This window comes from Paenibacillus mesotrionivorans (assembly GCF_046098205.1).
Lineage (GTDB): Bacteria > Bacillota > Bacilli > Paenibacillales > NBRC-103111 > Paenibacillus_AR > Paenibacillus_AR mesotrionivorans.
Genome location: NZ_JBJURJ010000014.1, coordinates 143,720 through 165,207 on the forward strand (window position 1 = coordinate 143,720; position 21,488 = coordinate 165,207).

Consider the following 21,488-nt stretch of genomic DNA (forward strand, 5'->3'; position numbering starts at 1 on the left):
CTTTTATGCGGACCAGAAATCGGTGGTAAAGGAGAAAATCTGGCTGATTCCCTCTATCAGCAGGTGGGGGAAGAAGCCCATCAGCACTCCCGCTGCGGCACATAGCCAGAGGGTAATAACCAACGGCGCAGCCGGACGCAGGACGGTTTCCTCCTCGTCCCGGCGCATGAACATCTGTCTGACCAGCCCGAAATAATAATAGAAGGAAATCACACTGGTAAGAATCATCACAGCTGCCAGCCAATATTGATGATTGGCTACGGCGCCGAACATAATGAAGATTTTGCCGAAGAACCCGCCTGTAACCGGAATTCCGGCCAGGGAGAGAATGATCAGGACCATTGCCGCCGCCGACCACGGTGCCCGGTAGTACAATCCGGCCAGCCCCTTCAGGGCTGTTCCGCCGCTGGACCGTTCCACCAGCATAATCATGGCGAAGGCGCCGATGTTCATGAACAGGTAGGCAATCAGATAAAACAGCAGCTCTTCGAAGGTGCTGTGATGCACCATGGAGTAGCCTGTGGCGATAGGCACCAACAGGTAACCTGCGTTGGCTATCCCTGAATAGGCCATCAGCCGCTTCAGATCCGCCTGGCGCAACGCCATGGTATTACCGATAATCATGGCAGCAGCCGCAAGGCCGGAGACGGCCAGGAAGGCGTCATGGCCCAATGGCATATCCGTGCTTCCGGCCAGGAGATCGTAGTAGACGTAGATCAAAACCCGGAACGTAACGGCAAACGCCGCCGCCTTGGACACCACCGCCAGAAAAGCGGTCACAGGCGTAGCCGCCCCTTGGTATGCATCCGGCGCCCAGGTATGGAATGGGGCCGCCGCCACCTTGAAGCCGAAGCCGGCCAGAAGCAGGAAGAAGGACAAGTACAGGATGGGGCCGAAGCTTTCGGCTGCAGCCGTCGAATCCAGCGCCGTGCGGATTTCCAGCAGATTGGTGGTTCCTGTCATGCCATAGAGGAAGGACATGCCGTACAGGATCACCGCTGAGGAAATTCCGCCCTGGATCAGGTATTTAAACGCACCCTCGTTAGCCAGGTGATGCTTCTTGCGGATGCCGACCATGATGTAGGTGGTGATACTCAAGGTTTCCAGACCGACGTACAAGGTGATGAGGTCAGCCGAGGAGGCCATAATCATTCCGCCCAGGACGGCGGGCAGGAACAGATAATAGAATTCTCCCTCGTGGAGGATCTCCTCTCTGTCCACACTGCCCAGGCTCATGAATACCACAAGTCCGGTGCCTGTCAGCAGCACCAGCTTGATCAGATTCGCGAAGTCATCCAGCCGGTAGCTCTGATTGAGCAGGGAGATTGGAGCATCCGTACCGAGCCGCGGGATGACCAGAGCTGCGGAAACCGCCAGCGCCACCACCGTGAGCCAGCCGAGAAGTGTCCGTTTTTGCTTGGCAGGCATGAACAAATCCAAAATCGACAAGAGGATGGCGGAGATGACCAAGGCCAGCTCCGGGGCCATATATGCTAAATCCCCGACGCGAAGTCCACTTAATTGACCCATTGATCTAACCTCCTAAGAGTTTTCACAACAGTGAAAGCTGGCATCGTAAGCATATGCTATTACTTTGCCGTGATGGTTTGTATGAAGGAATCGAAATCGGCTACCGTTTGGTACATGGTCTGGGTCAGGATTCCCGGATATACCCCCAGCAGGACGATAAACGCCGCCAGGATGATCATCGGGATCGCCTCCACCAGCCGGGCATCCTTCAGGCCGCTGTAAACCGGGCGCACCGGGCCGTAGCTGATGCCGAGCACTCCGCGGAGCACATATACCGCCGCCAGGATAATTCCCAAGGCCCCTACTATTGCGGCAGCAGGCAGGGAATCGAACAATCCCAGGAAGGCCATTAGCTCGCCGGGGAAGCCGGACAAGGCCGGAAGCCCCAGGGAGGCCATACCGGCAACCATCAGGATACCGCAGATAAACGGCAAAGACTTCGCCAGCCCTCCCAGCTCCCGCAGGTCGGTGGTCTCCGTCCGCTCATACAGGCTGCCCACTAACAGGAACAGGAGCGCTGAGATCAGCCCGTGGGACACCATTTGGAACAGAGCCCCCTCCAATCCCGTCAGATTAAAGGCGGCGATCCCCAGGATCACCACACCCATGTGGCTGATACTGGAGTAGGCTAGCAGCAGCTTGAAGTCATCCTGCCGGAGGGCCAGCACCGCTCCATACAGAATATTGATTACGCCCAGTATAGCCAGCGTCAGCGCCCAGGACTTCGCCTCCTGCGGGAACAGCAGCACCCCGAAGCGGATCAGCCCGTACGCCCCCATTTTCAGCAGAATCCCTGAGTGAATCATCACAATGGAAGGCGGAGCTTCGGCATGGACCTTCAGCATCCAGGTATGGAACGGGAAAATGGGAAGCTTGATGCCGAATGCGATGAGGATCAGCAGGAACATCACATGGCTGCCGCTGATGGTCCAGGACCAGCTGTCGCTTAACCGGATGGTCCATTCCAAGGCTTCCTTTAAATTGAAGGGATTGCCCTCTGCAATCATATTCACATACGAATCGGCACCGGAGCCAAAGAGATTCTTCTGGATTTCCCCCAGATGGCCGGTGAAGTAAAACTCGCTGCCGTTCTGCCCGAAACCCGCTGTCGCCACCAGAATCAGGAACGCAATGAGCATAATGGCTGAACCGACACCGTTATACAGCAGGAACCGGTTGGCCGCCTTCTCCCTGTGGATGAAGCCCCAGATGCCGATGAGGAAAAACATGGGCACGAGAGTGCTTTCGAAGAACAGGAAGAACAGGAACAGATCCTGGGCCATAAACACACCGAACATTCCCGTTTCCAACACGAGGAACAGGATATAGTAGAGCTTCCAGCGTTTTTTGATGAACTTGGAGGCCAATGCCGCCATCGCCGCAACCAGTGCGGTCAGGAATACCAGCGGCAGAGACATGCCGTCCACCGCCACAATATAGTCGAAGCGGAGAGTCAGACTGCTTATTTGCTGCGTCAGGTCAGGTCCGATGGGCAGCGGCAGATGGATCCAGCTATACTGCTCGGCGTACTGGTATCCGGCGCTGGAGGTATTGAAATCCACGTATAGCCAGGTGACCAGCGCAAGCGGAATCAGGGTGGCGATGATGGCTGTGAGCCTTATGGCTTTGCCGTTTTCCTTCGGAATAAACAAAAGCGCCAATACACCCAATAGCGGCGAGAAGGCTATCATGCTTAGAATCGGCAGATCATCCAACATGGAAGAACCTCCTTCCCGCAAAAGCCAGGATTATCACCACAATGGACAACAGGGTCACCAGACCGTAGGTTTGAACCTGGCCGTTCTGCACCCGCCGTCCCACATAACCGATACCCCGAACCCCGGCGGCAACGGCCCGGATCGCTCCATCAATGATGAAATCATCCACCAGCTGCAGCAGCTGGGCCAGCTTATGCAAGGGGGTGACGATAACCAGCTGATACAGCTCATCCACGTAATATTTGCGGTTGAGGACACGGGCTAAACCGGTTGGCTCCGCCTGGGTCCGCTCGCCTGCGGAACGGTACATCCACCAGCCTAATCCGAGACCGGCCAAAGCAACTGCCGTAGACAGAATCATGACCGTCCATTCGAGGCTTTCCGTGCCCGCCTTGCCGTCTGTCAGCCAGTCGCCCAGCCAGGAGTTAGCCTCTGGTACAAATACAAATCCGGCTACTACTGCCAGCACCGCCAGAACAGCCAGAGGCACGGTCATGGCAGCGGAGGATTCATGGGCTTGGGCCGCCCCTTCACTCCGGCTTTTCCCGGTGAAGACCAGCATGAACAGCCTAGCCATATAGAAGGCGGTCAGGAAGGAGCCAAGCAGCCCTACGGCAAACACCAGCTTGTTCTCATGATAGGCCACCGCCAGAATGGCATCCTTGGACCAGAAGCCGGACAACGGAACGATACCGGACAAGGCCAACGCGCCAATGGCAAAGGTCCAGGCGGTCACCTTCATACGGCGTCCCACTCCGCCCATTTCGTGAATATTTTGGGTATGTACAGCATGGATTACACTGCCTGCTCCCAGGAACAGCAGGGCTTTGAAGAAGGCATGGGTAAACAGGTGGAAAATCCCGGCGGTATACGCCATCCAGGTGCCCAGTCCCATGGCCATCATCATATAACCCAGCTGGCTGACTGTGGAGTACGCCAGAATCCGCTTGATGTCATTCTGGGCAAGTCCGATGGTAGCGGCAAAAATGGCGGTAAAGGCGCCGACAATCAGCACTACCAGCAATGCCGTATCGGAAGCCAGGAAGATGTCGTAGGTTCTGGCTACCAGATAAACCCCTGCCGCAACCATAGTCGCCGCGTGAATCAGGGCGGAGATGGGGGTTGGCCCTTCCATGGCATCAGGAAGCCAGACATGCAGCGGGAACTGGCCCGATTTACCTGCCGCACCCACGAAGATCAGAATCCCGATGCAGGTGATAATGCCGGGACTGATGTCCGGCGTTCCTTGGAACGCATTGTGAATGGACGGGAAATCCAGGCTATGGCCGGGCACATGCCAGAAGAGCATCAGCACCGCAATAAACAGCCCCACATCCCCGATCCGTGTGACGATAAAGGCCTTTTTGGCTGCCGCCCGCGCCTCTGGCTTCTGGTACCAAAAGCCGATCAGCAGGAACGAGCACACTCCTACCAGCTCCCAAAAGACGTACAGCTGCAGGAGATTAGGCGATATAACAAGGCTCAGCATGGAGAAGGTAAACAGCGACAGATAGCTGTAGAATACGGTAATGCGCTCGTCCTTGGCCATGTAGCTGGTCGAATACAGGTGCACCAATACACTGACCAATGTCACCACCACAAGCATTAACGCATTCAAGTTGGTAACTTCAAAGCCGAAACGAACGGAGGCATCCCCGATTTTCAGCCATTCAAACTCATCCCACCGGTAATCCCGCACATCCCCCAGGCGTTCGAAAAGGATAAGCAGCGAAAGAATAAGAGACAGCAGCACCCCGAAGGTGCCGACGATCGTACCGGTGCTTTTCATCTGCTTGCCGAAGGCGATCAGAATGAGAAAGGCCAGCAGCGGAAATACGGGAACCAGCCACGCCAGATGTGAGAATTCCAACACGAACCCCCCTTAGATGCATCTCCTTACACGATTGGACAGACTTATTTTTTGAGCATATCCATTTCATTCACATCCGTTGTGCCTCTGTTCCGGTACAAAGCAATGAGCAGGGCCACCCCTATGGCAACCTCCGCCGCCGCAACGGTTATTGTAAACAGAGAGAATACCTGTCCGGTAATGGAGGGGTTGACCCCCAGCTTAGAGAACGCCACCAGATTCAGGTTCACGGCGTTTAACATGAGCTCCACGGACAAGAGCACGATAATGGCGCTTTTTTTGGATAAAGCCCCGTATAAGCCGATGCAGAACAGAATGGCGGCCAGCATCAGATACGAGCTGATTTGGTCATTCATACTACTCCTCCTCCCGTTTGGCCAGCACAATGGCGCCGATGAATGCTACTGTGAGGAGCACGGACATCAGCTCGAAGGGAATCACATGGGCACTGAACAGCTGGATGCCGATGGCCTCCGTATTGTTTTCGCCGGGATCAAAGGCCGTTGGAGCAGGGAAGCTGGTATTCTGGATGGCATAAAACAGGATGCCGAAAAAAGCGACGATGCCGATGCCCAGGAGCCAGTTATGCAGCGGTCGCTTGAGCTCCGTTTCCTCGCTTTCATGTTTGGTCATCATGATGCCGAAGATCATCAGAATCGAAATGGCGCCGGCATAAATCAGCACCTGCACAAACGCCACAAATTCCGCGTTCAGGAGCACATACAGTCCCGCCAGACTAAGGAAGGTCACGGCCAGGGAAACCACCATATGGATTACGCGGGTCAGGCTCATAGCGAAGATCGCGCCGCCAATGGCCAGGAGGGCAAACACAAAAAACATCAAATTGGCAGGAGTCAAAAACAAATCCTTCAGGCCGTCCCAGATTGAACCGAGCATGCCGAGTACCTCCTAAGGGCTTTGCTGTAAGGCAAAGCCTACTTCGTGAGCATAGGCTGAGTTTTTGCGTGAGCAAAAACTAACTTCGTAAGCATCCGCCGGGCTTTCCGTGAGGAAAGCCTACTTCGTGAGCGGGCGTGTGAACCAGCTTCTATTCATGGGCGACTGCCGGTATGGAATGGGCGGACTTCTTACGGACCAGGAGGCCGTTATTTCGCGCTAAACCCCGCCTTGGAACTTCTAACGGACCACAGAGCCGTTATTTCCTCATTTCAGGCCAACTTGCGGCTCAATTAGGTTAAATAACGGCTCTCATGTCCGTTAGAAATTCTAACCAGCCTTTTTTCGCCAAATAACGGCTCTCACGTCCGTAAGCCCCTTGGGAGTGCAGCACCCAACGTCCCAGCCGGCCCACATCACACGCAGCAGCGTCCCACATCTAACTTGCAGCAGCCGGCTGCCTAAGCCAAACTGCCCATCAACGCACAAGCCCATGATTACATCCAGTATACCCCATATTTTACCAATGCGCACTTTGAATGTATGATCCTTTGGGAAATCAAAACAATTTCTCTGCCCGTTCCCCCACCAGGAGAGCGTCACACCATCACCCGAACTCAACCACCGTACGTTTACTCCTTCGCCGCCCCGGCCTTGCCCTTAGGCAGCTGCGAGATATTGTCCTGGCGGACCAGCTTGTTATTGTTGTCCAGCCAATCCCGGTCCTTGAACAGATCATCCCGGCTGAATGCCGCAAGCTCGAAGTTGTTGGTCATCACAATCGCCTCAGTGGGACATACCTCCGTGCACAGATCGCAGAGAATGCAGATTTCGAAGTTGATGTCGTAAGTATCGATGACCTTGCCCTTCTTCTCCGGGTCAGGATTGGGCTTGCCCGTCAGGGTAATGCATTCCGTGGGGCAGATCCGGGCGCACTGGTTGCAGACGATGCATTTCTCCGGATCGAAGTGCTGGATTCCCCGGAAGCGGTCCGGCATCTTAAGCGGTGCATCCGGGTAGGCGTATGTGACCTTCTTTTTCAGCATCTGTTTGAAGGTGAAGCCCATTCCCTTGACAATTCCCTTCATGCGAACGCCTCCTTTCGCTTTGCGAATGACCGGCCGGGACCGGTATTTTATCTGAATAGCTCCATCACCAGCGCCGTAATAAAAATATTAGCCAACGCCAAGGGCAGCAGCACTTTCCAGCCGAAGCTCATCAGTTGGTCGATCCGGACGCGGGGCATGGTAGCCCGCAGCCAGAACAAGAGGAACACCACCGACGCGAATTTCAGCAGGAACCAGACGATGCCCGGGATAAACTCGAGGAACGGGAAGGGCGCATACCAGCCGCCCAGGAACATAGCCGTGGTCAATGCCGCAATGGCGAACATGTATACATACTCGGCCAGCATGAAGAACGCAAACCGGAAGCCGCTGTATTCCACGTGATAGCCGGCCACCAGCTCCGACTCCGCCTCCGGCAAGTCGAAGGGGGTCCGGTTCAGCTCGGAAACGGCTGCTATAAGGAACACGCCGAAGGCTACAATCTGCGGCAGGAAGTTCCAGTTCCAGAAGCCGGAGCCCTGATGCAGCACGATGTCCCGGATGTTCATGGTGCCGCTCATCATAATAATGCCGGTCATGGACATCACCAGGGGAATTTCGTAGCTGATCATCTGAGCCGCGGAACGCATGCCGCCCAAGAGTGCGTATTTATTGTTAGAAGCCCAGCCCCCCAGCACAATGCCAATGGTAGAGATGCTGGACAGCGCCGCATAATACAGCACCCCCACATTGAGACTGGAGAAGTACCCCCAGCTGGTGTAGGGAATTGCCGCCAGCACGGCGAAGGAAGGCACAAACACAATCGCCGGCGCCAGAATAAACAGATGCCGGTCCGCCTTGGCCGGGATGGTATCCTCTTTAATGAGGAGCTTCAGCACATCCGCCACCGTCTGGAGAAGCCCCATCGGTCCCGTCCGGGTTGGCCCGTGCCGCAGCTGCATCCAGCCGATGACCTTACGCTCGAAGAAGATAGCATAGGTTACGAAACCCAATACCAGAAGCAGCATGGTAACCGCCACCAAGAGAAACAGGCTGAAGCTGCCCAGCGTCAGCTCTCGGGTCAATAAATCCGTCATCAGCCATCCACCTCTCCGACGACAATATCAATTCCGCCCAGAATGGTAATCAGGTTGGTCATGGTTTCCCCGACCAGCAGCTTGGGAAGAATCTGCAGATTCACAAAGGACGGCCGCTTGAACTTCAGCCGGTACGGCTTATCCTTGCCCTTCGATATAATGTAGCAGCCGATTTCCCCGCGCGGGGATTCGATGCTTGAGAACAGCTCGCCTTCCGGCACACGAAGCACCCGGGGAGCCTTGCCCATCGTCTCGCCTTCATGGGGGAATTGCTCCAGCGCCTGCTCCAGAATCCGCAGGGATTGGACAATCTCCTCCATCCGCACCAGGTAGCGGGCGTAGCAGTCGCCCCCCGTCTGCACCGGCACATCGAATTGGAAGCGGTCATAGATGCAATAGGGCTGCTTCTTGCGCACATCATAATCCACACCGGTACAGCGCAGGTTGGCACCGCTCAAGCCGTAATTGATGGCCGTTTCCGCATCGTAACGCCCCACACCTTTAATCCGCGCCAGGAAAATCTCGTTGCCGCTGACCAGTGTATGGTACTCCTCCAGCTTCCCAGGCATGGAGCGGACAAAATTCCGCACCTTCTCAATCCAGCCCTCGGGAGCATCCCACTTCACACCACCCACCCGCATGTAGTTATAGGTGAGACGGGCGCCGCTGAGCTCGTTGAACAAATCGATGATGGTTTCCCGGTCACGGAAGGCGAACAAAAACGGGCTCATGGCTCCGATATCCAACAAATATGTACCCCACCAAACCAGGTGGCTGGCAATCCGCTGCAGCTCCATCACAATCAGCCGCAGGAATTGGGCTTTTTCGGGAATCTCCAGCTCCATCATTTTCTCGACGGTGTTTACAAACACATAGTTATTGGTCATGGCCGACACATAATCCAGCCGGTCCGTATAGGGAATAATCTGCGTATAATTCAGGTTCTCCGCCAGCTTCTCGGTGCCCCGGTGGAGATAACCCATGACAGGAATCGCCTCGGTAATCACCTCGCCGTCCAGCTTGACGATCACCCGGAAAACTCCGTGGGTGGAAGGATGCTGGGGACCTACATTCAAGAGCAGTTCTTCAGTACGCAATGCCACTTGTGTCACACCTCCGGATCCAGCGGTTCGTAGTCCTTGCGCAGCGGATGACCTTCCCAGTTATCCGGCAGCATAATGCGCACCAGATTGGGATGTCCCGGAAAATCCACACCCAATAAATCGAAGATTTCCCGCTCATGCCAGTCCGCCCCTGCCCATATGCCAGTGATGGAAGCCACAGAAGGGGCCGTCCTGTCCAGCTTCACCTTCACACCGAATTCCTGCATGTCGTCCATCCGCAAGAAATGATAGATCACTTCCAGATGCGTCTCCAAATCCGATCCTGCCAGATTACGCAGATACGTCATCCGCAGGCCGGGGTGGTCATGGAGCAATGCGGCGGCCGCCTCCATTACGGCGGGGTCAAGCACAACACAGGGAAGATGATCGTCCCTTTCGTTGATAAAAGCCTCCAGTACCGCAGCCTCGCCCAGCGCCTCCTTCAAAATGCCTACGAATCCGTCCAGCACCGGCTGCTTCGGAGACGGGGGTTTGGGCGGCGCATCTGCCGCTTCTTCTCCCGCCTCGGCTTTCTTCGCCGCTTCCCGGGCGGCTGCCCGGGCCGCTCTGGCTTCCGCGGCTGCTTTGGCTTTGGCCTCCTTGGCCGCCGCTTCGTCCGCTCCGCCCTCCGCAGGTGCAGGGGGTTCCCCTGAGGGCTCCTTGATTTCGTCACTCACGTGCCGTCACCTGCTTCCCGGTTTTGGCTTCATACCGTATCTTTTCCTGAAGCTTGTTGATACCGTAGATCAGCGCTGCCGGATTAGGCGGGCAGCCCGGAATGTACACATCGACAGGAACCACCTGGTCCACCCCTTTTACAACGGAATAAGACCGGATATAAGGCCCACCCGCAGTGGCACAGGAGCCCATGGCAATCACCCACTTGGGCTCGGGCATCTGATCATACAGCCGCCGCAGAAGGGGGGCCATCTTCTTCGTGACCGTGCCTGCCACCAGCATCACGTCGGATTGCCGTGGAGATGTCCGGAAGATAACGCCGAACCGGTCCAGGTCATAGTGGGACGCACCGGTACCCATCATTTCAATGGCGCAGCAGGCAAGCCCGAAGGTCAGTGGCCAGAGGGAATTGCTTCTCGCCCATCCCTTCAGCTGCTCCAGAGTGGTCATAAACACATTGCGCTCCAGCTCCGCTCTTTCGTCAGGGGAAATATCCTTTAAAGTGAAGTCCATTGCAGCACCTTCTTCTTCCAGGCGTAGATGAGGCCAACCAATAGGAGAAGCACAAACACCATCATTTCCACCAGCGCAAAAAGCCCCAGCTTATTGTACGCTACGGCCCAAGGATATAAAAATACCGTTTCTACATCAAAAATGACAAACATCAGCGCAAACAGATAATACCGGATGTTAAAACGGACTTGACCTACTCCCACAGGCTCGTTACCGCTTTCATAGGTAGTCGCCTTTTCAGGAAGGGGTCTGGATGGCCGCAATAGCCGGCCGATGGTTAACGCAGCGATGGGCAGCAGAATGCCCAAGCCGATGAATATGGCCACCAGAACATAGTTATTGGTGTACATAACCGCCATCACCTCCGTAAGCTATAGTTTTTTCATATGGAGAGCTTAACTTTATCTTATAAACGCCCTCCAATTATAACAAACCTACAATTTTGTGTCTAATAAAAATCATTTTAAATAAACCTTTGTCCACTTTGTTGCATACCTTGTATTACAGGGTAAAATATCCTCTCTTGCTTTATTTTATTCCCGGTTACAGATTAAAAGCAATCCGAGATGACCATAATGCAGATAAAAGCAAGAATATTACAACCTCTGGTAAATGTTCACAAAACGTTCGCGAACAAACCTTGGATGCTCTCATATGGTATAATAGTAGTGAGAAAGCGCATACAACTCGAGAAAAGGAGGGTGCCTTGTATGTTCTGGTCCAAAAAGAAACGCCACGCCGCCAAGAATGCCGCTGAAACGGAAGCGGGTACAGAGCTATCTCCCTCTGTTGTCTCCGCTAACATCGACGACGTCAAACGGATTATCCGGGAATTTGAGCAGCATCTGCCCAAAGGGATTAACCGGACGGTTCTCATCGGACAAGACAACGAGATTAATTTCCAGCTGCTTCTCCCTGTGATGGGAGGGATTCCCCAGGAGAGGTACTACATGTCCCGGGAGACCTTCGAAATATTCCCGGAGGAGGACAAGCACATTGCCGTCTGGCTGGATGTGGTGCAGCGGGCGGTGGACGAATACATCATCGAAGAAAAAAACATCCCCGTCCTGCCTGGAGATACCCGGAAGAAAATCAGCTACAACCTGCTGCAAAACAACTATTATCTGAAAGAAAAACCACCTGTGGACTTTTACCTGACAGATTTGGAGGATATGATCACCCATGTACCCCAAGAATAACACACACCAACAAAAATAGAGCAGCCCAGAATTCCTCTGGAGCTGCTCTATTTTTATGGGCATGAAGGGAGGGGGGCTCCCTCCGTTGATTAATGCTCTTTTTTTGCCACCTTCATCCGGTTGAGTGCACGCTGCAGCGCCATCTCCGCCCGGCGGTGGTCAACATCATCCCGTCTGGCCTGCAGGCGCTTCTCAGCACGCTGCTGGGCTGCCAGCGCCCGCTCCAGGTCAATCTCGGAGGGGAACTCTGCCGTTTCAGCCAGAATGACCACTTTATTCTTGCGCACTTCCATAAAACCGCCGCTGACCGCGATGATTTCAGTAGCGCCGTTTCTTTTGATTTGCAGCGGACCGATTTCAAGCGGGGTTACCAGGGGAATATGATGAGGCAGAATACCCAGCTCACCCTCCGCGCCGCGGACAATAATCATCTCCACGTCCTGCCCGTAAACCTTCCGCTCCGGAGTGACAATTTCCAATAAAAATGTACTCACGGACCATTCCTCCTGTCCTGTAATAACTTTGGTCCAGGCCGAAGGCCGGATAAAGTTATGGAAGCGTCGAATTTGACGAAGGCAAATTGACGGGCTCTACCCCAAATTAAAGGGTGTTAGCCTTCTCGATTGCCTGCTCAATAGTTCCCACGTTGTGGAAAGCCGCTTCAGGAAGGTCGTCGTGTTTGCCCTCCAGCACTTCCTTAAAGCCGCGTACGGTTTCTTTAACCGGTACATATACACCCGGTTGGCCGGTGAATTGCTCGGCCACGTGCAGCGGCTGGGACAGGAAGCGTTGCACTCTCCGCGCCCGGCTTACTACAAGCTTGTCTTCATCGGACAATTCATCCATACCTAGGATGGCGATAATGTCCTGAAGCTCCTTGTAGCGCTGCAGGAGGCGTTTTACATTTTGGGCAACCATGTAGTGCTCTTCTCCAACCACCTGGGGATCCAAAATCCGTGAGGTGGACGCCAGCGGGTCTACCGCCGGGAAGATACCGATGGAGGCAATGCCCCGGTCCAGGTTGGTGGTGGCATCCAAGTGGGCAAACGCCGTTGCCGGCGCCGGATCCGTATAGTCATCCGCAGGCACGTAGATGGCCTGGATGGAGGTAACGGAGCCCTTCTTGGTGGAGGTAATACGCTCCTGGAGCTGACCCATTTCGGTAGCGAGGGTCGGCTGGTAGCCTACCGCAGAAGGCATCCGGCCAAGCAGCGCGGATACTTCGGAGCCCGCTTGGGTGAAACGGAAGATGTTGTCGATGAAGAGCAGCACGTCCCGGCCCTCTTCGTCACGGAAATATTCTGCCATGGTCAAGCCGGTCAGCGCTACGCGCAGACGAGCTCCGGGAGGTTCGTTCATCTGGCCGAACACCATCGCCGTTTTGGCGATAACGCCGGAGTCTACCATTTCGTGGTAGAGGTCATTGCCTTCACGGGTCCGTTCGCCAACACCTGCGAATACGGAGATACCGCCATGCTCCTGGGCGATATTGTGAATCAGCTCCTGCATGGTAACCGTTTTGCCTACACCTGCGCCGCCGAAAAGGCCGATCTTGCCGCCCTTCATGTAAGGGGCCAGCAGGTCGATAACCTTGATGCCGGTTTCCAGCATTTCGGCTTGGGTGGTCAGGTTTTCGAAGGTAGGCGCCGGCTTGTGGATCGGGCTGGTGAAGGTGCGGTCGGCTGCGCCGCCGCCGTCAATGGGCTCGCCCAATACGTTGTATACACGGCTCAGGGTTGCCGGTCCTACTGGTACAGTAATCGGGGCACCGGTATCGATAGCTTCCATGCCACGGACAAGTCCGTCGGTGGAGGACATGGCCACGCAGCGGACCACGTTGTCGCCCAGATGCACGGCAACCTCAACGGTCAGGTTGATGTCCTGCTCGCCGGGCTTCTCTGCTTTTTTGGAAATATGAATGGCGTTCAGAACGTCAGGCAGCTCTCCGCGTCCGAATTCAACGTCGATAACCGGCCCGGTGATCTGAAGCACACGGCCTTTGTTCATGATTGGTTTCTCCTCCTATGCGGCTTGCGCCTCCCGCTTACGATTGGGCGTTGGCGCCTCCGACAATCTCCGAGATTTCCTGCGTTATGGCCGCCTGGCGGGCACGGTTGTACTGCAGGGTATACGATGAAATCAGCTTCGTGGCATTCTTCGTGGCACTGCCCATGGCGGTCATCTGCGCGCCGAACTCACTGGCCTTGCTCTCCAGCACAGCGCTGTAGATCAGTGTTTCCGCATACTTGGGAAGCAGCACCTGAAGCACAGCCTCCGGTGAAGGTTCGTATTCATAATCCGCAGATTCAGCGCTTTGGGAGATATGTTCCAGCGGAAGCAGACGCTTGACCGTCGGAATTTGCGTCAAAGCATTCTTGAATACGTTGTAGACCAGATAGAACTCATCAAAGGTTTGGTTGGCATAAAAATCCACTGCCTTGCCCGCCAGCTGGCGGATATCGGAAAAGTCAGGTGTGTTGGGGAGTCCGGTGACTTCGTCCAGAATGGGAATATTCCGTCTGCGGAAGAAATCCCGTCCTTTGCGTCCCACCACCATCAGCGCATATTCATCCGGAGACTTATGCTTCTCCTTCAAAACCTGCATCAGCGTCCGGAGCAGGTTGGAGTTGAACCCCCCCGCCAGCCCGCGGTCCGAGGTGATGATCAGATAGCCGGTCCGCTTCACAGGACGGGTTTCCAGCATGGGATGATCCACATCTCTCGCCACCGCCGTGACATGGGACAGCACCTCCCGGATCTTCTCGGCATAGGGCCGGGAAGCCTCCGCAGATTGCTGCGCCTTCTTCAGACGCGATGCCGCCACCATTTCCATGGCCTTGGTAATCTGCCGGGTACTCTTAACACTGACAATCTGCCGCTTAATCTCGCGAATACTCTTAGCCATTAAAAGTCACCGCCCTATACGTTAGTGGCGAAGCCCTTGCGGAACTGTTCAATGGCCGCTTGCAGCGCCTTTTCATTGTCGGCGGTCAGATCCTTGGTATCCCGGATGGAAGCCAGAATCTCCGGCTTGCTGGTGTCCAGATACATGAGGAATTCCCGTTCGAATCGGAGGATATCGGGTACCGGAATTTCGTCCAGATAACCCTTGGTAGCTGTGTAGATGCTGACCACTTGCTTTTCAACCGGAAGCGGCTGGTTAACGCCTTGCTTCAACAGCTCCATCAGACGGGCGCCGCGGTTCAAGCGGGCCTGGGTAACACGGTCCAGGTCGGAGCCGAACTGGGCAAATGCCGCCAAGTCGCGGTATTGGGCCAGGTCCAGACGCAGGGTACCGGCAACCTTCTTCATGGCCTTGATTTGTGCGGAGCCGCCTACCCGGGATACGGACAGACCGACGTTAACCGCAGGACGCTGGCCGGAGTAGAACAGGTCGGACTCCAGGAAGATCTGGCCGTCGGTGATGGAAATTACGTTAGTCGGAATATAAGCGGAGATATCGCCCGCTTGGGTTTCAATAAAGGGAAGCGCCGTCAGAGAGCCGGCTCCCAGATCATCGGAGAGCTTGGCCGCACGTTCCAACAGGCGGGAGTGCAGATAGAATACGTCGCCGGGGAAGGCTTCCCGTCCCGGAGGACGGCGGAGCAGCAGGGACAATTCCCGGTAGGCTGCGGCTTGCTTGGACAGGTCATCATAGATGATCAGCACATGCTCGCCCTTGTACATGAAATACTCGCCCATGGAGCAGCCTGCGTACGGAGCCAGGAACAACAGAGGGGACGGTTCGGAAGCACTTGCAGTCACGATAATGGTGTAATCCATGGCATCGTGGCGGCGCAGGGTTTCCACAACCTGGGCAACGGTGGATTGCTTTTGGCCGATAGCCACATAGATACATTTCACGCCGTTGCCTTTTTGGTTGATGATGGTGTCGATGGCAATAGCGGTTTTACCGGTTTGGCGGTCGCCGATAACCAGCTCCCGTTGGCCCCGGCCGATAGGAATCATCGAGTCGATAGCCTTGATACCGGTTTGCATGGGCTCATGCACGGATTTCCGCTGCATAACACCCGGTGCGGCCGCTTCCAGCGGACGGGTTTGTGTGGAGGGAATGGGACCCAGACCGTCCAGCGGCTGGCCCAGCGGATTCACGACACGGCCCAGCAGGCCTTCGCCTACGGGAACCTCCATGATCCGTCCGGTCCGTCTGACCTGGTCGCCTTCACGGATATCCGTGTACGGGCCCAGGATGATGATACCGACGTTGTCGGCTTCCAGGTTAAAAGCATAACCCATGACGCCGTTGGTAAACTCCAGGAGCTCGCCCGCCATGGCGTTACCCAAACCGTGGGCGCGGGCAATACCGTCGCCGATGTGGATGACGGTGCCAATTTCCGCCACTTCCATATCCGCTTTATAGTTTTGAATCTGATTTTTAATCAGGTTGCTGATTTCTTCTGGCTTGATACTCAACTGCCCTCACCCCTATCTACATTACTTGAGACGCCTGCAATGTCTTTTCCAGCCGCTTCAACTTGCCGGAGAGGCTTCCGTCATACAGCGTGTCGCCGATCCGTACCTTGATGCCGCCCAGCAGGCTTTGGTCCACAATATTGGTAACCTGAATGGTCTTTCCTGTCACAGCCCCAAAACGCGCCTGGATAGAGGCAGTCTCCTGCTCTGAAAGCGGCATGGGAGAATAGACAACCGCTTCGGTCCGTCCAAGGGCCTCCCCTGCAATTCGGACAAATTCATCGCAGACAGCAGGGATCAGAAGAGCCCGCTTGCGCTCCACCAAAAGACGGAGGAGATTCAGCACGGCCTCCGATACCTTGCCCCCAAATATGCGGAGGAGCAAATCCGTCTTGACGTTAGCGTCGATATTGGGATGGCTCAGAACAAGCTCCAGCTCCGGATGCGCCAGCACCGTCACCGCTTCTTTCAGTTCAGCGATGGCCTGCTCGGTGATCCCCGATTCCGCTGCCACCTCGTATAACGCCTTGGCATACCGCTTGGCTGCTGTCAGATCTTTGGTCATCCTTTGTCCCCTACCTCTTTCAGGTATTGCTCAACCAAATCCTGCTGGCTCTTCTCATCGACTTGCTTCTCGATGATCTTGGAGGCGATCATGACGGACATAGCGCCCACCTGCCCCTTCAATGCCGCAACGGCCTTGTTCTTCTCGGCCTGGATATCGTTCAGCGCTTCCTGCTTGATCCGTACGGACTCATCCTTGGCCTGCTTCAGCAGCTCCTCAGATTGGTGCAGGCTGGATACCCGGGCTTGCTCCACAATCTGGAACGCCTCTTTGCGCACATCCTGCATGGCCTGCTTCTGCTCCTGAAGGAATTGCTCCGCCTGGGTCCGGTTGTCCTCGGCGGCCTTCAGCTGGCTTTGCACCAGTTCACGGCGTTTTTCCATGACGCTGAACAGAGGCCCGAAGGCGTACTTATTCAAGAAGAAATACAGAAGCACGAAGCCAAATATAGTAAAAACGGTATTTTCCCAATGAAAACTCATTTGTTGTCACTCCCTCCTGCAAGGATTGCCCGCTTCGACAGGCGTGTATGCAAAATGAAGGCGTGGATGGCTCCAGTGAGACCCTCCCCGCCTCAAGCTCCTTATTAGAGGGCTTACACTCCAGCGAAATACATCAGGAACGCAAGAACCGCTGCAATCAGGGGCACAACTTCGACGATACCAACACCGATAAACATGGTGGTTTGCAAAGCGCCGCGCAGCTCAGGCTGACGGGCCATGCTTTCTACTGTTCTGCTCACGATCATACCGTTACCGAAACCTGCGCCGATTGCGCCCAGACCTACTGCAATTGCTGCTGCCAAAAATTCCATGACTTAAATTCCTCCCAAATGTTTGTTTTTTGTGGATCCGGCCCTCAACGGCTGGTCCAATCTAAACCTGATAGTGCTTAATGCTCCTCATGAACCGCAGCCTGCGATATGTAAACCATGGTTAGCATTGTGAACAAAAACGCCTGGATGGCGCCTACGAAAATACTGAAGCCCTGCCATACGGCCAGCATCGGCCAACTGGCCCACGTAGCCATCAAAATAACCCCGATGAGAATTTCGCCGGCGAAGATGTTGGCGAATAGCCGGATGGCCAGCGTCAACGGCCGGGCGATCTGCTCGATCAGGTTCAGCGGCAGGAAAATCGGATACGGCTCCAGGTAATGCTTCAAGTAATGCTTGCGGTTCTTGGTGAAGCCCAGATAGTGAATCAGGAAAAAGACGATCAGAGCCAGCCCCAAGGTGACGGAAATATCCGCCGTCGGTGACTTCCAGAAGTTCAGGGCAATATGCTTGCCAGTCTCATGGGCGTGAGCCAGCATATCGGCATCCACAATCGGGAATCCGAACCAGGACAGCGGTCTTTCAATCTCAAAAACCACTGCAAAGGGAAGGCCCAGCAGATTGCAGATAAAGATGAACATGATCAGCGTCATTCCCAGTCCCACAAAGGGCTTTGCCCGCGAAAGCGGCATGGCGCTGGCCACAATATTGTGGACAAAATCCACCACCCACTCCAGGAAATTCTGCATGCGGGAGGGTTTCTCCACCGAGAGGTTCCGGACAGCAAGCCGGGCAATAATGATGGTGATGAGAATCGCCACAATCATCGGCAAAATAACGGAGATATCAATGTTCAATCCGCCGATACGGAGAATCGGTGACTCATGCATGATGTTTTCACCTCTTTTCACTTTGGAGTCTGTGCTGTCTTGCAGATCCCAGACCGAACAGAAATGCGCATGTCTGGACAAAGAAGAAACCAATAATGGTAGTGCTTATGTGAAAAGCGGGAAAGCGGAGGCAGATGATGACCGCAATGGAAAGCATGGCGACCCTGGAGATAAATCCCAAGCCGGCCCGTTTCCCTGTGTTCTCCAGGGCGATCCGGGTTATGGCATGCACACGGGATTGGAGAATACGGCCGTTAATGAGGCTGATGCAAACTCCTAAAACCAGGCCGGCGGCATAGGTCTTCAACGGTGGGCTGAATGCCCACACAAACAGACAAATCGACATAAAAAACATGGAAGCACGGAAAATGCGGCGCATCAGAATGTCTAATTCACTCATTCGTTTCCTCCAGAATTCGCATGATCATCAGCACAATGCTTCCCAGGCCTGCGAACAGCCCGCCCAATACTCCAATAATTGACCATGGCGTCCAGCCGGTGTGCCTGGCAAGATAGGTGCCGATGAAATACCCGAGCACAATGCAAACCACAAGGTTCATGCCGATTGCACTGGCAATACCCGCATATTTCCAGGGATTACTACGGATAGGGGGTTTGCTCATGGAATCCCGTCCATTCCCGCTGCAATAGAAAACTCAACAGCTTCATAATGGCATTGCGTTCCAATGGATTTTGTTTGTCCAATTTGCCGCAGGCATCAATCGTTACTTATTGTAGCGTCGCCGGGCAAGGTTTGTCAATCAGCACAAATTGAGGCAATTTGATGAACGAGAGCGAAAAAATGCTGATAACTAAAGGATTTTTGATATATAACCAGACAGTGCAACTGTATGGTGTGATTTTAATCATTGACAGCGCTATCTGGTATTTAATGTAAATTATATTTTATGGCTGGAAAGGCTCCGGTTTGGCTTCCACCAGACCGAAATAATGCTTGATCGCCTGCACAATCCGCTCGGAAACCTTGCCGTCCCCGTACGGGTTAGAGGCCTGGCTCATCCTGCGGTACAGCTCCTCATCGGTCAAAAGCGCTCTGGCGCGGTTGTATACCGCCTCTTCATCCGTGCCCACCAGCTCCAGTACGCCTGCGCCGATCCCTTCCGGACGTTCCGTGGTATCCCGCAATACCAGTGCCGGAATGCCGAATGCGGGGGCTTCCTCCTGAATGCCGCCGGAATCGGTCAGAATCAGATGGGTATGGGGGTAAAAGTTGTACAGATCCATCACATCCATAGGCGCGGTCAGCTTGATCCGGGGATGGTTGCCGAGAATCTCCTGGGCCGGCTTCTGCACATCGGGATTCAGATGGACGGGATACACAATCGCCACATCCTCGAACTCGTCGGCAATCCGCTTGACGGCGTTGAAGATCCTCCGGTGCGGCTCGCCGATGGCTTCCCGGCGGTGGGCAGTCATGAGAATCAGGCGTTTGCCTTGGGCCCAATCCAGCAGCGGATGGGAATAGTCCGGACGGACCAGATACTGCATGACGTCGGTGATGGTATTTCCGGTTATGTAAATCGAGTCTTCCGGTTTGTTCTCCTTGCGCAGATTATCTGCAGACCATCCGGTAGGCGCAAAGTGCATGTCGGCAATAACCCCGGTCAGCTGGCGGTTCATTTCCTCCGGGAAGGGGGACAGCTTGTTCCAGGTTCTGAGCCCGGCTTCCACATGGCCCACCTTGATCTGCTGCAGCAGGGCCGCGTAGGAGGCCAAGAAGGTGGTGGAGGTGTCGCCGTGCACCAGAATCAGATCCGGCTTGGCTTCCGCCAGAATCGGCTCCAGCTCTTGAATTACCCGGACCGACAGCCCGGAGAGGGTCTGGCGCTCCTTCATGATATCCAGATCGTAATCCGGCTTGATCTCAAATTGGTTCAGCACCATGTCCAGCATCTGCCTGTGCTGGGCCGTTACACAGACCACAGAATCTATTTCGGCATTATGCTTCGCGAGCTCCAGTACCAAAGGAACCATCTTGATCGCCTCAGGGCGGGTTCCGAAGATGGTCATGACCTTGATCCGCTTCATGGGTTAATCCCCTTCTTTCTCTTCATAGAGCAGGACGGAGCTTCCTCTCCTGATGGGAGGAACTCCGCCTGGCAAAATTTCTATTCTTATACGTGGAGATGACTACTTGGTTCCAAACAGGCGGTCGCCTGCGTCGCCCAGGCCGGGAACGATATAGCCATGCTCGTTCAGGTAGGTGTCGATGGCGGCCACATAGATGTCCACATCGGGATGCGCCTCTTGGACGGCACGGATGCCTTCCGGAGAAGCGATCAGATTCATCATTTTGATTTGGGTGCAGTTGCGCTTCTTCAGCACGTCGATGGCTGCGATGGCGGAGCCGCCGGTAGCCAGCATCGGGTCGATGACAATCAGCTCGCGCTCGGTCACATCGGTGGGAAGCTTCACATAATATTCAACCGGCTGCAGGGTTTCCGGATCGCGGTACAGGCCGATATGTCCTACCTTGGCGGCGGGAATCAGCTTCAGCACCCCATCCACCATGCCCAAGCCTGCCCGCAGAATCGGGATCAAGCCCAGCATCCGGCCGGAGATGATTTGGCACTCGGCTTCGGAAACCGGCGTCTTCACAGTCGTCTTTTCCAGCGGAATATCTCTTGTAATTTCATAGGCCATCAGCGTAGCCACTTCATCCACAAGCTCCCGGAAATCCTTCGTGTTGGTCGTCTCATCCCGGATGAAGGTCAGCTTATGCTGAATCAGCGGATGATCACAAATAAAAACTTTACCCATTCTTTTGTTCCTCCCACAAGAGCCTGAAAACCCCGGTTTGCCTTTTTTGCAACTTCTAACAGTTTTCGGCATAAATCTTATCTATTATACCACAGGTTTTCGCCAATACCATAGGGTGCAAAAGATGGCGCGCAAAGTCCTGCAAACCCTCTCGCCACTCTTTATCCCGGGGGTCAAACTTGGTTCACTGGCTGGCTGTCCGGGAGGCTTCGGTTCGCCGGTTAGGGCTCCCAAGGGCCTTAGGTTCACCTTACGGACTGAGCGGCCGTTATTTCGTGAATACCAGCCTCTTCGGCAGACTAACGGACACGAGAGGCGTTATCGGCTCCGAAAACCATGCAAACTTTCTATTTTCCACCAGATAGCGGATTGTCAGTCCGTAAGATTGAGAA

The 21,488-nt window shown here is 54.7% G+C and carries 24 protein-coding genes; 1 reads left to right on the forward strand and 23 read right to left on the reverse strand.

What is annotated here, in order from left to right; genetic code table 11:
* Nucleotides 1-3: 3 nt before the first annotated feature.
* The 11 genes from ACI1P1_RS20660 to ACI1P1_RS20710 all read right to left on the reverse strand — a co-directional run bounded on the left by ACI1P1_RS20660 (nucleotide 4) and on the right by ACI1P1_RS20710 (nucleotide 10,802).
* Nucleotides 4-1,530, reverse strand: coding sequence for an NADH-quinone oxidoreductase subunit N (locus tag ACI1P1_RS20660; protein ID WP_416218338.1), 1,527 nt, complete (start codon nucleotides 1,528-1,530; stop codon nucleotides 4-6).
* A gap of 59 nt (nucleotides 1,531-1,589) precedes the next feature.
* Entirely contained in the window at nucleotides 1,590-3,248 is a 1,659-nt protein-coding gene (locus ACI1P1_RS20665) for a complex I subunit 4 family protein (protein ID WP_416218339.1), read from the reverse strand.
* Entirely contained in the window at nucleotides 3,238-5,121 is a 1,884-nt protein-coding gene (nuoL, locus tag ACI1P1_RS20670) for an NADH-quinone oxidoreductase subunit L (protein WP_416218340.1), read from the reverse strand. Before nuoL ends, ACI1P1_RS20665 begins: the two co-directional genes overlap by 11 nt.
* Before the next feature lie 41 nt (nucleotides 5,122-5,162).
* Nucleotides 5,163-5,474: an NADH-quinone oxidoreductase subunit NuoK gene (nuoK, locus tag ACI1P1_RS20675; protein WP_416218341.1), complete on the reverse strand. Its 312-nt coding sequence runs from the start codon at nucleotides 5,472-5,474 to the stop codon at nucleotides 5,163-5,165.
* A 1-nt stretch (nucleotide 5,475) separates the two neighbouring features.
* Nucleotides 5,476-6,015, reverse strand: a complete 540-nt coding sequence (locus ACI1P1_RS20680; protein WP_416218342.1) for an NADH-quinone oxidoreductase subunit J — start codon at nucleotides 6,013-6,015, stop codon at nucleotides 5,476-5,478.
* 632 nt (nucleotides 6,016-6,647) lie between these two features.
* Nucleotides 6,648-7,103, reverse strand: coding sequence for an NADH-quinone oxidoreductase subunit NuoI (nuoI, locus tag ACI1P1_RS20685; RefSeq protein WP_416218343.1), 456 nt, complete (start codon nucleotides 7,101-7,103; stop codon nucleotides 6,648-6,650).
* Between the two features lie 47 nt (nucleotides 7,104-7,150).
* The gene (nuoH, locus tag ACI1P1_RS20690; RefSeq protein ID WP_416218344.1) at nucleotides 7,151-8,158 is read right to left on the reverse strand and encodes an NADH-quinone oxidoreductase subunit NuoH; all 1,008 of its coding nucleotides are present in this window, start codon (nucleotides 8,156-8,158) and stop codon (nucleotides 7,151-7,153) included.
* Nucleotides 8,158-9,261, reverse strand: coding sequence for an NADH-quinone oxidoreductase subunit D (locus tag ACI1P1_RS20695; protein ID WP_416218345.1), 1,104 nt, complete (start codon nucleotides 9,259-9,261; stop codon nucleotides 8,158-8,160). The genes nuoH and ACI1P1_RS20695 overlap by 1 nt, the downstream gene beginning before the upstream one ends.
* Nucleotides 9,262-9,266: 5 nt before the next feature.
* Nucleotides 9,267-9,938, reverse strand: coding sequence for an NADH-quinone oxidoreductase subunit C (locus ACI1P1_RS20700; protein ID WP_416218346.1), 672 nt, complete (start codon nucleotides 9,936-9,938; stop codon nucleotides 9,267-9,269).
* Nucleotides 9,931-10,452 carry a NuoB/complex I 20 kDa subunit family protein gene (locus ACI1P1_RS20705; protein WP_416218347.1) on the reverse strand — a complete coding sequence of 174 codons (522 nt, stop codon included), beginning with the start codon at nucleotides 10,450-10,452 and terminating at the stop codon, nucleotides 9,931-9,933. The genes ACI1P1_RS20700 and ACI1P1_RS20705 overlap by 8 nt, the downstream gene beginning before the upstream one ends.
* Nucleotides 10,437-10,802: an NADH-quinone oxidoreductase subunit A gene (locus ACI1P1_RS20710; protein WP_416218348.1), complete on the reverse strand. Its 366-nt coding sequence runs from the start codon at nucleotides 10,800-10,802 to the stop codon at nucleotides 10,437-10,439. The genes ACI1P1_RS20705 and ACI1P1_RS20710 overlap by 16 nt, the downstream gene beginning before the upstream one ends.
* A gap of 360 nt (nucleotides 10,803-11,162) precedes the next feature.
* On the opposite strand from ACI1P1_RS20710, the gene ACI1P1_RS20715 reads away from it, so the two are divergent.
* The gene (locus ACI1P1_RS20715; RefSeq protein WP_416218349.1) at nucleotides 11,163-11,651 is read left to right on the forward strand and encodes a DUF3939 domain-containing protein; all 489 of its coding nucleotides are present in this window, start codon (nucleotides 11,163-11,165) and stop codon (nucleotides 11,649-11,651) included.
* An 89-nt stretch (nucleotides 11,652-11,740) separates the two neighbouring features.
* Here the strand turns inward: ACI1P1_RS20715 and ACI1P1_RS20720 are convergent, their stop codons facing one another.
* The 12 genes from ACI1P1_RS20720 to upp all read right to left on the reverse strand — a co-directional run bounded on the left by ACI1P1_RS20720 (nucleotide 11,741) and on the right by upp (nucleotide 21,096).
* A complete protein-coding gene (locus ACI1P1_RS20720) occupies nucleotides 11,741-12,145 on the reverse strand; it encodes a F0F1 ATP synthase subunit epsilon (RefSeq protein WP_416218350.1) in 405 nt (134 codons plus the stop codon).
* 106 nt (nucleotides 12,146-12,251) lie between these two features.
* The gene (gene atpD / locus ACI1P1_RS20725) at nucleotides 12,252-13,658 is read right to left on the reverse strand and encodes a F0F1 ATP synthase subunit beta (protein WP_416218351.1); all 1,407 of its coding nucleotides are present in this window, start codon (nucleotides 13,656-13,658) and stop codon (nucleotides 12,252-12,254) included.
* A gap of 37 nt (nucleotides 13,659-13,695) precedes the next feature.
* Nucleotides 13,696-14,556, reverse strand: a complete 861-nt coding sequence (gene atpG / locus ACI1P1_RS20730) for an ATP synthase F1 subunit gamma (RefSeq protein ID WP_416218352.1) — start codon at nucleotides 14,554-14,556, stop codon at nucleotides 13,696-13,698.
* Between the two features lie 14 nt (nucleotides 14,557-14,570).
* The gene (gene atpA / locus ACI1P1_RS20735; RefSeq protein WP_416218353.1) at nucleotides 14,571-16,085 is read right to left on the reverse strand and encodes a F0F1 ATP synthase subunit alpha; all 1,515 of its coding nucleotides are present in this window, start codon (nucleotides 16,083-16,085) and stop codon (nucleotides 14,571-14,573) included.
* Nucleotides 16,086-16,101: 16 nt separating this feature from the next.
* Nucleotides 16,102-16,650: a F0F1 ATP synthase subunit delta gene (locus tag ACI1P1_RS20740; RefSeq protein ID WP_416218354.1), complete on the reverse strand. Its 549-nt coding sequence runs from the start codon at nucleotides 16,648-16,650 to the stop codon at nucleotides 16,102-16,104.
* Nucleotides 16,647-17,132 (reverse strand): F0F1 ATP synthase subunit B, encoded by a 486-nt coding sequence (gene atpF / locus ACI1P1_RS20745; RefSeq protein ID WP_416218355.1) that lies wholly within the window; start codon nucleotides 17,130-17,132, stop codon nucleotides 16,647-16,649. Before atpF ends, ACI1P1_RS20740 begins: the two co-directional genes overlap by 4 nt.
* Nucleotides 17,133-17,245: 113 nt before the next feature.
* Nucleotides 17,246-17,464, reverse strand: a complete 219-nt coding sequence (gene atpE / locus ACI1P1_RS20750; RefSeq protein WP_416218356.1) for a F0F1 ATP synthase subunit C — start codon at nucleotides 17,462-17,464, stop codon at nucleotides 17,246-17,248.
* Between the two features lie 77 nt (nucleotides 17,465-17,541).
* On the reverse strand, nucleotides 17,542-18,315 hold the full coding sequence (atpB, locus tag ACI1P1_RS20755) for a F0F1 ATP synthase subunit A (protein WP_416218357.1): 774 nt from the start codon (nucleotides 18,313-18,315) through the stop codon (nucleotides 17,542-17,544).
* Nucleotides 18,316-18,322: 7 nt separating this feature from the next.
* On the reverse strand, nucleotides 18,323-18,715 hold the full coding sequence (locus ACI1P1_RS20760; protein WP_416218358.1) for an ATP synthase subunit I: 393 nt from the start codon (nucleotides 18,713-18,715) through the stop codon (nucleotides 18,323-18,325).
* Nucleotides 18,708-18,938 carry an AtpZ/AtpI family protein gene (locus ACI1P1_RS20765; RefSeq protein WP_416218359.1) on the reverse strand — a complete coding sequence of 77 codons (231 nt, stop codon included), beginning with the start codon at nucleotides 18,936-18,938 and terminating at the stop codon, nucleotides 18,708-18,710. The genes ACI1P1_RS20760 and ACI1P1_RS20765 overlap by 8 nt, the downstream gene beginning before the upstream one ends.
* A 283-nt stretch (nucleotides 18,939-19,221) precedes the next feature.
* A complete protein-coding gene (gene wecB / locus ACI1P1_RS20770; protein ID WP_416218360.1) occupies nucleotides 19,222-20,364 on the reverse strand; it encodes a non-hydrolyzing UDP-N-acetylglucosamine 2-epimerase in 1,143 nt (380 codons plus the stop codon).
* A gap of 102 nt (nucleotides 20,365-20,466) precedes the next feature.
* A complete protein-coding gene (upp, locus tag ACI1P1_RS20775; RefSeq protein ID WP_416218361.1) occupies nucleotides 20,467-21,096 on the reverse strand; it encodes a uracil phosphoribosyltransferase in 630 nt (209 codons plus the stop codon).
* Between the last annotated feature and the right edge of the window lie 392 nt (nucleotides 21,097-21,488).